This is a genomic window from Streptomyces sp. NPDC037100, assembly GCF_055606225.1.
In genome coordinates this window covers 318647-331492 of sequence record NZ_JBVJSX010000010.1, presented here as the reverse complement: position 1 = coordinate 331492, position 12846 = coordinate 318647, and the positions used below count along the sequence as shown (strand labels likewise).

Here is a 12846-nt window from a genome sequence, read left to right as displayed (position 1 = left end):
CGGCGCCAGGACGCTTTCGGCGCTCACGGGGCGCGGCACGCGGCGGACCTGCGTCCCCATGTCGGTACGGCCGCGCAAGCAGGGAAGGCCCTGACAACCCCGACCGACACGAACACGCTGGTCAGGCCCGTTACCTCAGCACTCGATGATGTTCACCGCCAGCCCGCCCCGGGCCGTCTCCTTGTACTTGACCGACATGTCCGCGCCGGTGTCCTTCATCGTCTTGATGACCTTGTCCAGGGACACCTTGTGCGAGCCGTCGCCGCGCATGGCCATGCGGGCGGCCGTGACGGCCTTGACCGCGGCCATGCCGTTGCGTTCGATGCAGGGGATCTGCACCAGACCGCCGACCGGGTCGCAGGTGAGGCCGAGGTTGTGTTCCATGCCGATCTCGGCGGCGTTCTCGACCTGCTCGGGCGAGCCGCCGAGAACCTCGGCCAGGGCGCCCGCGGCCATGGAGCAGGCGGAGCCCACCTCGCCCTGGCAGCCGACCTCGGCGCCGGAGATGGAGGCGTTCTCCTTGAAGAGCATGCCGATCGCGCCCGCGGCGAGCAGGAAGCGGACCACGCCCTCCTCGTCGGCGCCCGGCACGAAGTTCATGTAGTAGTGCAGGACCGCCGGGATGATGCCGGCGGCGCCGTTGGTGGGGGCGGTGACGACCCGCCCGCCGGCGGCGTTCTCCTCGTTGACCGCCATGGCGTAGAGGGTGATCCACTCCATGGCCAGGGCCAGCGGGTCGCCCTCGGAGCGCAGCTTGCGCGCGGTGTTCGCGGCCCGGCGGCGCACCTTGAGCCCACCCGGCAGGATGCCCTCCTGGGACAGTCCGCGCGCCACGCAGTCCCGCATCACCTGCCAGATCTCCAGCAGGCCCTCGCGGATCTCCTCCTCGGAGCGCCAGGCCCGCTCGTTCTCCAGCATCAGCGCGGAGATGGACAGGCCCGTCTCCTCGGTCAGGCGCAGCAGCTCGTCACCCGTGCGGAAGGGGTACTTCAGCACGGTGTCGTCGAGCTTGATGCGGTCCGCCCCGACCGCGTCCTCGTCGACGACGAAGCCGCCGCCGACCGAGTAGTACGTCTTCGTCAGCAGCTCGGTGCCCGAGGCGTCGTACGCCCACAGCGTCATGCCGTTCGCGTGGTACGGCAGGGCCTTGCGGCGGTGCAGGACCATGTCGTCGTCGAAGGAGAACGCGACCTCGTGCTCGCCGAGCAGGTTCAGCCGGCCGCCGGCCTTGATCGCCTCCACCCGCTCGTCGGCGCTCGAGACGTCCACCGTGCGGGGCGAGTCGCCCTCCAGGCCGAGCAGCACCGCCTTGGGCGTGCCGTGGCCGTGCCCGGTGGCGCCGAGCGAGCCGTACAGCTCCGAGCGGACCGAGGCGACGGACCCCAGGAGCTCCTCGTTGCGCAACCGCCGGACGAACAGGCCGGCCGCCCGCATCGGGCCGACGGTGTGGGAACTGGACGGGCCGATGCCGATCGAGAACAGGTCGAAGACCGAGATGGCCACGGGGGAACTCCTGACTACATGGGTGGTGCAGAGGGGGTGGGCGCCGCGTCCACGGGTGGCGGGCGCGGCGCCCGAAAGGTTTCTTCGTTACGTGTTCAGACCCGGGTACAGCGGGTGCTTGTCGGCCAGGGCCTTCACCCGGGCCTTGAGGGCCTGCGCGTCGTACGACGGCTTGAGCGCCTCGGCGATGACGTCCGCGACCTCCTGGAAGTCCTCGGTCCCGAAGCCACGGGTCGCCAGCGCCGGCGTGCCGATCCGCAGACCGGACGTCACCATCGGCGGACGCGGGTCGTTCGGGATCGCGTTCCGGTTGACCGTGATGCCCACCTCGTGGAGGCGGTCCTCGGCCTGCTGGCCGTCCAGCTCCGAGTGGCGCAGGTCGACCAGGACCAGGTGCACGTCCGTGCCGCCGGACAGGACGTCCACGCCCACGGCCCGGACGTCGTCCTTCACCAGACGCTCGGCCAGGATGCGGGCACCGTCCAGCGTACGGCGCTGGCGCTCCTTGAAGTCCTCCGAGGCGGCGACCTTGAAGGAGACGGCCTTGGCCGCGATCACATGCTCCAGCGGGCCGCCCTGCTGACCGGGGAAGACGGCGGAATTGATCTTCTTGGCCAGTTCGGCCGTGGAGAGGATCACACCGCCGCGCGGGCCGCCGAGAGTCTTGTGGGTCGTGGTGGTGACCACGTGGGCGTGCGGCACCGGGTTCGGGTGCAGCCCGGCCGCGACGAGCCCCGCGAAGTGGGCCATGTCGACCATGAGGTACGCGCCGACCTCGTCCGCGATCCGGCGGAACGCGGCGAAGTCCAGCTGCCGCGGGTAGGCGGACCAGCCGGCGACGATCAGCTTCGGCTTGGACTCCTTGGCCAGCCGCTCGACCTCGGCCATGTCGACCCGGCCGTCCTCGCCCACGTGGTAGGCGACGACGTCGTAGAGCTTGCCGGAGAAGTTGATCTTCATGCCATGGGTCAGGTGCCCGCCGTGCGCGAGGTTCAGCCCCATGATCGTGTCGCCCGGCTTGAGCAGCGCGAACATCGCGGCCGCGTTGGCCTGGGCGCCCGAGTGCGGCTGGACGTTGGCGTGCTCGGCGCCGAACAGCTCCTTGACGCGGTCGATCGCGATCTGCTCGACCACGTCGACGTGCTCGCAGCCGCCGTAGTAGCGGCGGCCCGGGTAGCCCTCGGCGTACTTGTTGGTGAGGACCGAGCCCTGCGCCTCCATGACCGCGACCGGCGCGAAGTTCTCCGAGGCGATCATCTCGAGCGTGGACTGCTGGCGGTGCAGCTCGGCGTCGACCGCCGCGGCGACGGCCGGGTCGAGCTCGTGCAGGGGTGTGTTCAGGACGGACATACGACTCCCTCAGCCCGCGGAGAAGGCGGTGTACTCGTCGGCGGAGAGCAGGTCGCCCGGCTCGTCCGTGACCCGCACCTTGAACAGCCAGCCGCCCTCGAAGGGGGCCGAGTTCACCAGCGACGGGTCGTTCACGACGTCCTCGTTGACCTCCGTGACCTCACCGGAGACGGGGGAGTACAGGTCGGACACCGACTTGGTCGACTCCAGCTCGCCGCAGGTCTCACCGGCGGACACGGAGTCACCGACCTCGGGAAGCTGGACGAACACGACATCGCCGAGCGCGTTGGCCGCGTGCTCCGTGATGCCGACCGTCGAGACGCCGTCCTCGGCGGCCGACAGCCACTCGTGCTCCTTGCTGTAGCGCAGCTCGTTGGGGTTGCTCATGACCTGGATTCTCCTGTACGCGCGGGAGTGCTGTGGAAGGGGGGACTGCTGGTGAGCTGGGACGACGGGCACGGGGTCGCTGGAGCGGCCCTCCGGCCAGTGTCTACTTCTGACGCTTGTAGAACGGCAGCGCCACGACCTCGTACGGCTCGTGACTGCCCCGGATGTCCACGCCCACGCCGGTCGTGCCGGGTGCGGCGTGCGCGGCGTCGACGTACGCCATCGCGATCGGCTTGCCGAGGGTGGGGGAGGGGGCGCCGGAGGTGACCTCGCCGATCACCTCGCCGCCGGCGACGACCGCGTACCCGGCGCGCGGCACCCGGCGTCCCTCGGCGACCAGCCCGACCAGCACGCGCGGCGGGTTCTGCTCGGCGCGGGCGGCGGCCTCGCGCAGGGCCTCGCGCCCGACGAAGTCGCCCTCCTTCTCGAACTTCACCACCCGCCCGAGCCCGGCGTCGAAGGGGGTGAGGGAGGTCGACAGCTCGTGCCCGTACAGCGGCATGCCCGCCTCCAGGCGCAGCGTGTCGCGGCAGGACAGCCCGCACGGGACCAGGCCGACGCCCTCGCCGGCCTTGGTCAGGGCCTGCCACAGCTCGACCGCGTGCTCCGGCTTCACGAACAGCTCGAAGCCGTCCTCGCCGGTGTACCCGGTCCGGGCGATCAGGGCCGGTACGCCCGCGACCGTGCCGGGCAGCCCGGCGTAGTACTTCAGGCCGTCGAGGTCGGCATCGGTCAGGGACTTCAGGATCCCCGGCGACTCCGGTCCCTGGACGGCGAGCAGCGCGTAGGCGTCCCGGTCGTCGCGCACCCCGGCGTCGAAACCGGCGGCGCGCTCGGTCAGCGCGTCCAGCACCACCTGGGCGTTGGAGGCGTTGGCGACGACCATGTACTCGGGGGCCTCGGTCTCGCCCAGCCGGTAGACGATCAGGTCGTCCAGGATGCCGCCGTCGGCCCGGCAGATCATGGTGTAGCGGGCCCGGCCCGGCTTCACACCGCCGATGTTGCCCACCAGGGCGAAGTCCAGCAGGGCGGCGGCCTGCGGCCCGGTGACGGTGATCTCACCCATGTGGGAGAGGTCGAAGAGCCCGGCCTTCGTGCGCACGGCGGTGTGCTCGTCGCGCTCGGAGCCGTAGCGCAGGGGCATGTCCCAGCCGGCGAAGTCGGTCATCGTCGCGCCGAGGACACGATGCAGGGCATCGAGCGCGGTGTGACGGAGTTGTCCTGTACTGCTCACAGTCGGTCGTCTCCAAGGGCAATGACGGGCGAGGTCGTTCCTCCCCATCTGTCATCGGAACCTGAGAGGTTCGCCATGACCGCACGGGTCGTGACTTGCACCTTGGGTGGGGCCACCCCTGTCATACGGAGGGGGCGACCCGCTTTTCAGATGTGCCTCGCCCGCGCGGTAACGGGGCCTGAGAGATTCAAGGGAGGGACTTGCTCCTTCGGCGCCCCAGCGACAGATGCTGCCGGGGACTCTCCCGCGCGGATTCAAACGGCCGGTATGCAGTTGGCGCGCACATCATTGCACGCATCCTTCCGGCGCGGCAGGGGGACCTTCACAGGGAGTGCGGGAGTCCCGCGCGCCGGACACGGCGACCTGTAGCAGCCCTGTTGCAGGACGCGAACGTAAATGAGAGGCCTGCGGCATTACCTTCTCTTTACACTCGGCGGGGATGGGACTCCGTACCTGGCCCCAGGGGAGGACGATCACGGTGAACAGGACCACCGCGTACGCGACGACGGGCATCGCGCTGCCCGAACAGCCGGCCGCACCGGCCCGGGCGGTCCCCGCTCCGGCACCGGCGCCGGTCGTCCGCGACCTGCGCGACCGTGCCGGCCGGAGCCCGCACGCGCTGCTGTTCGGCCCCCGCGACCTCGTCGTGGTGACGGGCCTGCCGGGCAGCGGCAAGTCCACGCTGATGCGGCGCACCGTGCCGGACAGGCGCATCGACTCCCAGGACACCCGCGACCGCTGGGCCGACCGCATGCCGCGCGCCCTGCCGTACGCGCTCTACCGCCCGCTCGTCCGCCTCGCCCACTACACCGGGCTGCGGCGCGCCCTGCGCACGGGAGAGGGCGTCGTCGTGCACGACTGCGGCACGCAGGCCTGGGTCCGCCGCTGGCTCGCCCGCGAGGCGCGCCGCCGCGGCGGCGCCCTGCACCTCCTCCTGCTCGACGTCAGTCCCGAACAGGCACTGGCCGGTCAGCGCGACCGCGGCCGCGGGGTCTCGCGCTACGCGTTCCTGCGCCACCGCGCGGCGAGCACCCGCCTCCTGCGCGCCGTGGAGCGCGGCGACCTCCCCGCCGGCTGCGCCTCGGCCGTCCTGGCCGACCGGGACGCGGCGAACAGCCTCCGCAGAATCGGCTTCACGGGCTGAGCCCGCGCGGTCGTCCACAAGCCGGCCTTCCTCATGCCGTCCGGCGTCCGTCAGCCGTTAGCCTTTTGAGCCACAGCAGTGGTTCCAGGCAGGCGGTAGGCAGATGGACATCCCGGCGGACTTCTCCGCGGACTTCCCGGCGCAGACGCAGACCCACCCGCACGGCGGTTGGCCCGGCAACGAGCTGGAGGAGGTGCTCTCGGCCTCCCTCGGCGCCGGACCGGCGGCCGGCGGGCGGATCGTCGAGGTGCTCGGCCGGAGCTTCGTGTGGGTCCCGCTGCCCAACGGCGGCGGCCCGCACAGCGGCCCCCTCGACCTGCCCGGCATCGAGATCGACGGCCAGGCGTTCGTGCCGGTGTTCAGCTCCGAGGAACAGTTCCGCCAGGTCACCGGCGCACACATGTCGTACACCATCGCGCCCGCGGTGGAGTTCGCCCGCGGCCTTCCCCCGCACGCGGGGATAGTCGTCAACCCGGGCGGTGTGGTCGGCATTCCGCTCCCGCCGCCCGCCGTGGCCGAGCTGTGCCGGGCCGGCCGGACCCCGCTGGACGGCCCCGCGAGCGGCGGCCGCGTCCGCCTCTTCGAGCCCGACTGGCAGGACGACCCGGTGGACTTCCTCGCCGCCGTGGCCGCCGAGTTCGAGGCGACCGGCGTCGTCGTCACCGCCCGCCGCTGCCTCGCCGCGATCGAGACCGCCGACCCCGTGATGTTCGTCGGCGTCGAACTCTCCCAGTGGGAGGGCGACCTGCGCGTCCTCCCCCTGGACGCCCTCACCCGCGCCGTCACCGCCGTCCCGGCCCCCTGGCCGGTCAACCTGGTGCTCCTGGACGTGACGGAGGACCCGGTGGGCGCCTGGATGAGGGAACGGGTCCGGCCCTTCTACCAGCGGTAGGGCAGCGCCTCAGGGGCGCGGGGTACCGAGCGATCAACCACACACGACCGCACCCGCCCGACGGCACCAAGCTCCGGGCTTCCGCGCGGGCTTAAGCTAGGGCACCGTCGAGGCGTTGTACGAAGGGGCGGTAAAGGTGAGCGCGAGCGGCACGGCCGCGGCCGGACAGGTCGAGCACATGCTGCGCCAGGTCACGCCCGGGCGTTACGACGCCTACGAGGCACTCCTGCGCGCGCTCGCGACCCCGCACACCGGCCAGATCTGGATGCTCCTGTGGCACGGCCAAGCCGGCTCCCCCGACGCCCAGTACGGGAACATGGACGTCGACGGCCACGGCTACGCCCCCTGCGTGACCTCCGCCCAGGAGCTCTCCGCCAGCGGCTGGAACCGCTCGTACGAGGTGATCGACGGACTCGACGTCGCCCGCGCCCTCTACCCCGACCACTACGGCCTCTGGCTCAACCCGCACGCCCCCGGTGGCGGCGTCGGCATCCCGTGGCTCGACCTGCGCCGGATCGCCACGGGCCTGGACCGCCAGCCCGCCGGCCCCCTGCGCCTGTCGGAACCCGCCATCGAGATCCCGCAGTTCTACGCCCTGCTCGCGCAGAACGCCCACCGCACCCCGGCGGTCCGCTCGCTGCGCCGCGCCTGGGTGCAGCCCGCGCTCGGGGCGCCGTACCTCGCCATCGGACTGGATGTGTACGACACCTCGCCGCCGGCCGTGGACTCGGTGCGCGCGATGATGCAGCAGTCCCTCGGCGCCGTACCGGACGGGCTGCCCGTGTCGACCGTCGCCATGTCCGACGAGCACGACCCGGTCGCGATGTGGCTGCGCGAGAGAGCGCGCCCCTTCTACGACCGTGAGGCCCACGCCACCGCCCCCGTCCAAGCCCCGGCCTCCGGCTACGGCTACCCTCCGGCCCAAGGCCGGTACTGAACGTCGCCCGTCCTCATCCTCTCGGGTGCGGCAGAGGCGCGTCTTCGCGCGTAGATAGCGGAGAAATCATCTAACCTGCATCAAATGTCCAGGTTTGTCTGCGACCGATCCCCGTCGCCCCTTGTCCGGATAACGGAATCCCGCAGACAGCATCACGTTTGCGCATCCTTTCATCGTCAAGTCTGGCAGCGAAACGCTGAAGCGTTGAAGACTCCCCGCACCAGGGGAGTTTCGCCCCTGCGTACGACGGACTGATCACGCCGCTACAGCGGAATGCGCGGGCCGGCCACCGCCGGTTGAGAAGAGGGGTCCCTGCCTGATGACGGCACCATTGCACGAGCCGACCGCGGAAGCGGCTCCGAGTGCGGCCGAGGAAGCGGCAGTTGTCGGTGCCGGTGTGAAAGCCGTGCAGGGCCGTTCTCTGGGCCGGATCGCCTGGGAGCGCCTGAAACGGGACAAACTCGCACTGGCGGGTGGCGTCATGGTGCTCGTGCTCATCGCGATCGCCCTCCTCGCACCGGTCATCACGAGCCTCGTGGGTCAGGACCCCGAGGCGCACCACGAGGACCTGATCGACCCGCTGTTCGGCACCCCCACGGGAGCGTTGGGCGGCATCAGCGGTGATCACCTGCTGGGTGTCGAGCCGGTGAGCGGCCGTGACATCTTCGCCCGCATCATCTACGGCGCCCGGATCTCACTCCTCGTGGGCTTCCTGTCCGCGATCGTCGCCGTCGTGATCGGCACCGTCCTGGGCGTCCTGGCGGGCTTCTTCGGCGGCTGGGTCGACGCCGTCGTCAGCCGTGTGATGGACGGCCTGCTGGCCTTCCCGCAGCTGCTGTTCATCATCGCCCTGGTCTCCGTCATGCCGAACCAGATGCTGGGGCTGACCGGCACCGGCGTGCGTCTGTTCGTGATGATCCTGGTCATCGGCTTCTTCGGCTGGCCCTACATCGGACGCGTGGTGCGCGGCCAGACGCTCTCGCTGCGCGAGCGGGAGTACGTCGAGGCGGCTCGATCGCTCGGTGCCGGGCGGTTCTACATCCTTTTCAAGGAGCTGCTGCCCAACCTCGTTGCGCCCATCATCGTGTACACGACGATGATGATCCCCACCAACATCCTCACCGAGGCGGCACTCAGCTTCCTGGGTGTGGGTGTCAAGCCCCCCACGGCCTCCTGGGGGCAGATGCTGTCGAGCGCGATCGACTACTACGACTCGGACCCCATGTACATGGTGGTCCCGGGCATGGCGATCTTCATCACCGTCCTTGCCTTCAATCTCTTCGGTGACGGCGTGCGTGACGCGCTCGACCCGAAGGGTTCCCGCTGAACTGCCGTACAAACAGCGACCCGTGACACCTGGCACGGGGCCTCTCATCTAATCCGGAGGATCCGAGATCGTGACTACCCAACGCACCTCAGGGCGGCGCAAGCAGGCCATGGCCGCTGCGGCCGTGGTCGCCGCACTGCTGACCACGGCGGCGTGCGGCGGCGGCAACGACAACGGGGGGTCGAAGGACGGGGCGGCGGGCTTCGACGCCGCGAACAACAAGGTCGCCCAGGCCTCGCTCGCCAAGAAGGGCGGCACGCTGAAGTTCGCCGGTGCCCAGGACGCCGACTCGTGGGACACCACGCGCGGCTACTACGGCTTCATGTGGAACTTCTCCCGCTACTACAGCCGCCAGCTCGTCACGAGCAAGACGGAGCCGGGCAAGGCCGGCACCGAGCTGACGCCGGACCTCGCCACCGGGCTCGCCAAGATCTCCGACGACGGCAAGACCTACCAGTACACCCTGCGTGACGGGGTCACGTGGGAGGACGGCAAGCCGATCACGTCCAAGGACGTCAAGTACGGCATCGAGCGCGTCTGGGCGCAGGACGTGCTGTCCGGCGGCCCGGTCTACCTGAAGGACGTGCTCGACCCCAAGGGCGAGTACCAGGGCCCGTACAAGGACAAGTCCGCGGACAAGCTGGGCCTGAAGGCCATCGAGACGCCCGACGACAAGACCATCGTCTTCAAGCTGCCGCGGGCCAACTCCGACTTCGAGGAGATGCTGGCCCTGACGTCGGCGTCCCCGGTCCGCCAGGACAAGGACACCAAGTCCAAGTACGGCCTGCACCCGTTCTCCTCGGGCCCGTACAAGTTCCAGTCGTACAACCCGGGCAAGGACCTGACGCTGGTCCGCAACACCCAGTGGAAGCAGTCCTCGGACCCGATCCGCAAGGCGAACCCGGACAAGATCACGGTCAAGTTCTTCTCCAACGCCAACGACATGGACGCGCGCCTGATCGCGGGCGACTACGACCTGGACATCAACCAGACCGGTATGTCCCCGCAGGGCCGCACCACTGCCCTGAAGCAGCACAAGGGCAACCTGGACAACCCGGTCTCCGGCTACATCCGCTACGCGGTCTTCCCGCAGAGCGTGAAGCCGTTCGACAACATCGAGTGCCGCAAGGCCGTGATCTACGGCGCCGACCACGTGTCGCTGCAGACCGCCCGCGGCGGCCCCATCGCCGGTGGTGACATCGGCACCAACATGCTGCCGCCGTCCGTCCCGGGCGCCGAGGGCCAGAAGTACGACCCGTTCGAGATCGCGGGTGCCAACAAGAAGGGCAACGCGGCCAAGGCCAAGGAAGCCCTGAAGGCCTGCGGCAAGCCGAACGGCTTCAAGACCACCATCGCGGTCCGCAACAACAAGCCGTCCGAGGTGGCCACTGCCGAGTCCCTCCAGGCCTCGCTGAAGAAGGTCGGCATCACCGCCGACATCGACCAGTACGACGGCTCGCAGAGCTCCGGCATCATCGGCAGCCCCTCGAACGTGAAGAAGAAGGGCTACGGCATCATCATCATGGGCTGGGGCCCGGACTTCCCGTCCGTGCAGGGCTACGGTATGCCGCTGTGGGACAGCAGCTACATCCTTGAGAGCGGCAACAACAACTTCGCCCTGATCAAGGACAAGGCCATCGACGGTCTGTTCGACAAGTACGTCACCACGCTGGACGACGCGGGCAAGACCAAGATCGCCACGGAGATCAACCACAAGGTCATGGAGGGCGGCTACTACCTGCCCTTCGTCTTCGAGAAGTTCATCAACTGGCGTTCCAGCCGCCTGGCCAACGTCTACACGACGGACGCGTACAGCGGCATGTACGACTTCGTCAACCTCGGCCTGAAGTCCGCGAAGTAACCGGCACACCCGCCGTACGGCACGAAAGGCAGGTGAAGGCCGGCGCGGCGTGACCCAGGGCCACCGGAAGACCTCCGGTGGCCCGAAGGTCCGCAGCGGGCCGAGATCTGTGCTCGCTTACCTGATCAGGCGGCTGTTCGCCGCCGTAGTGATGCTCGCGGTCATCATCATGGTGGTCTTCGGCATCTTCTTCCTCGTCCCCAAGTGGGCGGGTGTCGACATCGCCGCCAGCTTCGTGGGCAAGCAGGCCGACCCGGCGGCCGTCGAGGCCGTGCGCCAGAAGCTGGGTCTGGGCGACCCGATCTTCGTCCAGGTCTGGGAGTTCTTCAAAGGCATCTTCGTGGGCCGCACCTACGCGGCCGGCGGCGACGTCACCCACTGCGCCGCACCGTGCTTCGGCTACTCATTCCGCAGCGAACAGGCCATCTGGCCGGTACTGACCGACCGATTCCCGGTGACCCTGGGACTCGCGCTCGGCGCAGCCGTGCTGTGGCTGCTGTTCGGTGTCGCGGCGGGTGTCCTCTCCGCGCTCAAGCGGGGCAGCATGTGGGACCGCGGTGCGATGGTGATCGCCCTCGCGGGCGTCTCCCTCCCCATCTACTTCACCGGGCTGCTCAGCCTGGCGATCTTCTCCTACGGGCTGGGCTGGATCAACGCCGAGTACGTGCCCATCGAGGAGAGCTTCACCGGCTGGCTCGGCGGCATGATCCTCCCGTGGGTCACCCTGGCGTTCCTGTACGCCGCGATGTACGCCCGGATCACCCGCGCCACCATGCTGGAGATCCTCGGTGAGGACTACATCCGTACCGCCCGTGCCAAGGGCATGCGTGAACAGGTCGTCATCCGCAAGCACGCCATGCGCTCGACGATGACACCCATCCTGACCATGCTCGGCATGGACCTCGGTGCCCTCATCGGCGGCGCCATCCTGACCGAGACCACGTTCAGCCTGCCCGGCCTGGGCCAGGCCGTGCTCAACGCGATCAAGAACCAGGACCTGCCCATCATCCTGGGCGTCACCCTGATCACCTCTGTCGCGGTGCTCATCGCCAACCTCGTGGTGGACGTCCTGTACGCCGTGATCGACCCCCGAGTGAGGCTCGCATGACCGAACTCAACAAGACCGGAGCGGCCGTGGGCGAGCCCACGAGTGACGCCACGGCACCGACCGCCTTCCTGGAAGTGCGCGACCTGAAGGTGCACTTCCCGACCGACGACGGCCTGGTCAAGTCCGTCGACGGGCTCAGCTTCCAGCTGGAGAAGGGCAAGACCCTCGGCATCGTGGGCGAGTCGGGCTCCGGCAAGTCAGTGACCTCGCTGGGCATCATGGGTCTGCACACCGCCGGCCAGTACGGCAAGCGCAAGGCGCGGCTCTCGGGCGAGATCTGGCTGGACGGCACCGAGCTGCTGTCCGCCGACCCCGACCACGTGCGCAAGCTGCGCGGTCGTCAGATGGCGATGATCTTCCAGGACCCGCTGTCCGCGCTGCACCCGTACTACACGATCGGTCAGCAGATCGTGGAGGCGTACCGGATCCACCACGACGTCAGCAAGAAGATCGCGCGCCGGCGGGCGGTCGAGATGCTCGACCGCGTGGGGATCCCGCAGCCGGACAAGCGTGTCGACAGCTACCCGCACGAGTTCTCCGGCGGTATGCGCCAGCGTGCGATGATCGCGATGTCGCTCGTCAACAATCCCGAGCTGCTCATCGCGGACGAGCCGACGACCGCCCTCGACGTGACCGTCCAGGCGCAGATCCTCGACCTGATCCGTGACCTGCAGAAGGAGTTCGGCTCCGCGGTCATCATCATCACCCACGACCTGGGGGTCGTCGCCGAGCTCGCCGACGATCTCCTCGTGATGTACGGCGGCCGCTGCGTCGAACGGGGCCCGGCCGAGCAGGTGTTCTACGAGCCCCGCCACCCCTACACCTGGGGTCTGCTCGGCTCGATGCCCCGCCTCGACCGTGAGCAGCAGGAGCGCCTCATCCCGGTCAAGGGCTCCCCGCCCTCCCTGATCAACGTCCCGTCCGGCTGCGCCTTCAACCCGCGCTGCCCGTACGCCGACGTCCCCAAGGACAACGTCACCCGCACGGTCCGCCCCGAGCTGACCGAAGCCGGAAGCCGGCACTGGGCCGCCTGCCACATGAGCATGGAGCAGCGGGAGCGGATCTGGATCGAAGAGATTGCGCCGAAGCTGTGAGCGAGAACT

At 69.4% G+C, this 12846-nt stretch carries 11 protein-coding genes and 2 riboswitches; of the genes, 7 read left to right on the top strand and 4 right to left on the bottom strand.

Annotated elements, in window-relative coordinates:
* Positions 1–135: 135 nt before the first annotated feature.
* From ACZ7EG_RS30225 to gcvT, 4 genes are all read right to left on the bottom strand, one after another.
* Positions 136–1503: an L-serine ammonia-lyase gene (locus ACZ7EG_RS30225; protein WP_471085627.1), complete on the bottom strand. Its 1368-nt coding sequence runs from the start codon at positions 1501–1503 to the stop codon at positions 136–138.
* Positions 1504–1590: 87 nt separating this feature from the next.
* Positions 1591–2853, bottom strand: a complete 1263-nt coding sequence (gene glyA / locus ACZ7EG_RS30220) for a serine hydroxymethyltransferase (protein ID WP_471085624.1) — start codon at positions 2851–2853, stop codon at positions 1591–1593.
* A 9-nt stretch (positions 2854–2862) separates the two neighbouring features.
* Positions 2863–3240 carry a glycine cleavage system protein GcvH gene (gene gcvH / locus ACZ7EG_RS30215; RefSeq protein ID WP_234845364.1) on the bottom strand — a complete coding sequence of 126 codons (378 nt, stop codon included), beginning with the start codon at positions 3238–3240 and terminating at the stop codon, positions 2863–2865.
* A gap of 103 nt (positions 3241–3343) precedes the next feature.
* Complete coding sequence (gene gcvT, locus ACZ7EG_RS30210; RefSeq protein WP_471085620.1) at positions 3344–4522, bottom strand: glycine cleavage system aminomethyltransferase GcvT; 1179 nt, start codon at positions 4520–4522, stop codon at positions 3344–3346.
* A riboswitch (glycine riboswitch) is annotated at positions 4513–4630 on the bottom strand. (Overlaps the previous gene by 10 nt.)
* A riboswitch (glycine riboswitch) is annotated at positions 4631–4731 on the bottom strand.
* Positions 4732–4952: 221 nt separating this feature from the next.
* Between gcvT and ACZ7EG_RS30205 the strand changes: the two genes are divergently transcribed.
* The 7 genes from ACZ7EG_RS30205 to ACZ7EG_RS30175 all read left to right on the top strand — a co-directional run bounded on the left by ACZ7EG_RS30205 (position 4953) and on the right by ACZ7EG_RS30175 (position 12837).
* Positions 4953–5618: an AAA family ATPase gene (locus ACZ7EG_RS30205; RefSeq protein WP_471085723.1), complete on the top strand. Its 666-nt coding sequence runs from the start codon at positions 4953–4955 to the stop codon at positions 5616–5618.
* A gap of 103 nt (positions 5619–5721) precedes the next feature.
* The gene (locus tag ACZ7EG_RS30200) at positions 5722–6510 is read left to right on the top strand and encodes an enhanced serine sensitivity protein SseB (RefSeq protein ID WP_471085617.1); all 789 of its coding nucleotides are present in this window, start codon (positions 5722–5724) and stop codon (positions 6508–6510) included.
* A 136-nt stretch (positions 6511–6646) separates the two neighbouring features.
* Positions 6647–7447 carry an enhanced serine sensitivity protein SseB C-terminal domain-containing protein gene (locus ACZ7EG_RS30195; protein ID WP_471085614.1) on the top strand — a complete coding sequence of 267 codons (801 nt, stop codon included), beginning with the start codon at positions 6647–6649 and terminating at the stop codon, positions 7445–7447.
* A gap of 319 nt (positions 7448–7766) precedes the next feature.
* Complete coding sequence (locus ACZ7EG_RS30190) at positions 7767–8774, top strand: ABC transporter permease (RefSeq protein ID WP_352096800.1); 1008 nt, start codon at positions 7767–7769, stop codon at positions 8772–8774.
* 70 nt (positions 8775–8844) lie between these two features.
* The gene (locus ACZ7EG_RS30185; protein WP_471085610.1) at positions 8845–10635 is read left to right on the top strand and encodes an ABC transporter substrate-binding protein; all 1791 of its coding nucleotides are present in this window, start codon (positions 8845–8847) and stop codon (positions 10633–10635) included.
* A gap of 109 nt (positions 10636–10744) precedes the next feature.
* Positions 10745–11743 (top strand): ABC transporter permease, encoded by a 999-nt coding sequence (locus ACZ7EG_RS30180; protein WP_471085607.1) that lies wholly within the window; start codon positions 10745–10747, stop codon positions 11741–11743.
* Positions 11740–12837, top strand: coding sequence for an ABC transporter ATP-binding protein (locus tag ACZ7EG_RS30175; RefSeq protein ID WP_471085604.1), 1098 nt, complete (start codon positions 11740–11742; stop codon positions 12835–12837). Before ACZ7EG_RS30180 ends, ACZ7EG_RS30175 begins: the two co-directional genes overlap by 4 nt.
* The last annotated feature ends 9 nt before the right edge of the window (positions 12838–12846 follow it).

Excerpts from the sequence above, each read along its gene's own strand:
- ACZ7EG_RS30175 (WP_471085604.1), top strand. The coding sequence starts at position 11,740 with ATGACCGAACTCAACAAGACCGGAGCGGCCGTGGGCGAGCCCACGAGT.
- ACZ7EG_RS30190 (WP_352096800.1), top strand. The coding sequence starts at position 7,767 with ATGACGGCACCATTGCACGAGCCGACCGCGGAAGCGGCTCCGAGTGCG.
- gcvH (WP_234845364.1), bottom strand. The coding sequence starts at position 3,240 with ATGAGCAACCCCAACGAGCTGCGCTACAGCAAGGAGCACGAGTGGCTG.
- ACZ7EG_RS30200 (WP_471085617.1), top strand. The coding sequence starts at position 5,722 with ATGGACATCCCGGCGGACTTCTCCGCGGACTTCCCGGCGCAGACGCAG.
- gcvT (WP_471085620.1), bottom strand. The coding sequence starts at position 4,522 with ATGGGGAGGAACGACCTCGCCCGTCATTGCCCTTGGAGACGACCGACT.
- glyA (WP_471085624.1), bottom strand. The coding sequence starts at position 2,853 with ATGTCCGTCCTGAACACACCCCTGCACGAGCTCGACCCGGCCGTCGCC.